This is a genomic window from Protofrankia sp. CiP1_Cm_nod4, from assembly GCF_982290645.1.
Window position 1 is genome coordinate 1 of the sequence record NZ_CEVIVC010000256.1, and the last position, 1422, is coordinate 1422.

A 1422-nucleotide genomic window follows, 5' to 3' on the forward strand; every position below is an offset into this window, starting at 1 on the left:
CTGTGCGCCGGTGGCGCTGGCCCGGCTGACCGGCGCACAGTGGAGCGAGCTGGTCGCCGCCATCCCGGACGCCGGCCTGACCCTTATCCCGGACGGCCTGCTCCCCCCTCCGGCCCCCCGTCCGGGCGCCGGCCCCGGCGAGGCCGGCCCCCGCGAGGCCGTGGCCGGCCGTCGGGAGGCCCTTGCCGCGGTCCTGGAACGCAACGCCGAAGCCCGCTTTCCCACCGAGTACGTCACCTCCCGGCTGGCCGGCCGGTCACCGGCGCTGGGCCGGTTCGTCGCGGCGAACACCGGCACGTTCGACGTGCTCACCTCACCGCTGCACACCCTCGTCTACGAGGAGGACACCCGGGCCGAGGTGCTCGCCGCGCTGCGTCCCGTCCAGCGTCTGGCGCGGCTGGGCGCGCGGTTCGGCGAGGGTGAGGCCCTCGCCGGGCTGGGCCTGGACTCCGCGTCCGCGATCGCCGGCCTGTCACCGGAGGAGTTCACCATCCGGGCCGCCGGGGCGCCTGGCGGGATTGGTGACCGGGCCCGGGCGCTGCGCCTGCACGCCCGCGCCGGGCACGTGACCGCCGCCGCGTTCCACCTGGTCACGACATGGCTCGGACGTGCCGACCGGTTCGGCGAGGCGCTGCTGGTCGGGGACGCCGGGACGGCCCCCACGGATGAGATCGCCGACTACGCGGAGATCTTCGGCGGGACGAACCTGTGCGCCTGCGAGGACTGCCGGTCGGTGTTCTCCCCGGCCGCCTACCTCGTCGACCTGCTCGGCTATCTCGGCGCCCGGCGCGCCGGCGGCGGCACCTTCCTGTCGGCGCTGCTGGCGAAGCGGCCCGATCTGGTCCACATCGCGCTCACCTGCGACAACACGATCACCGAGATCCCCCAGCTCGATCTTGCGCTGGAGCTGCTCGAACGCGCCGTCACCGCGCCCGCCGCGCTGTGGGAGCGGCGGGCCGAGCTGACGAAGACCGTGCCGTTCGCCGTCACGGCCGGGCTGGTGGCCGAGCTCGCCGCCGCCGGCGTGACCCTCGGCCCGGCCGCGACGCTCCACCGGACGCCGGACGATCCCACCGCCCACTACGCGGTCACCGACACCACGGTGATCCGTTTCGACACCGCCGACCCGGCGCATGACATCGCCGCCACCTACCCGCAGACGGCGAAACACGCCCGCTCCACCCGGCTGGAGATCCAGCACCGGGTCGACGACGCCTACCGCCGGCTGGCCGAGACGCTGTACCCGTGGACGCTGCCGTTCGACCTCGCCACCGAGACGATGCGGGCCGCGCTGGACGCCCTGACCATCGACCTCGGGGACTTCCTCGCCACGTTCAGCCCACCGGCCGCCGCGGGCGCCGCCGCCGGCCCGGACGGAGCAGGCGGCCCGGACGGAGCAGGCGGGGCAGACAGGCCGGACGG

The 1422-nt window shown here is 75.5% G+C and carries 1 pseudogene; it reads left to right on the top strand.

Annotated features, from left to right (window positions below):
* Window positions 1-1422 (top strand): annotated as a pseudogene (locus AC5LSR_RS23805) (hypothetical protein); the annotation flags it as partial.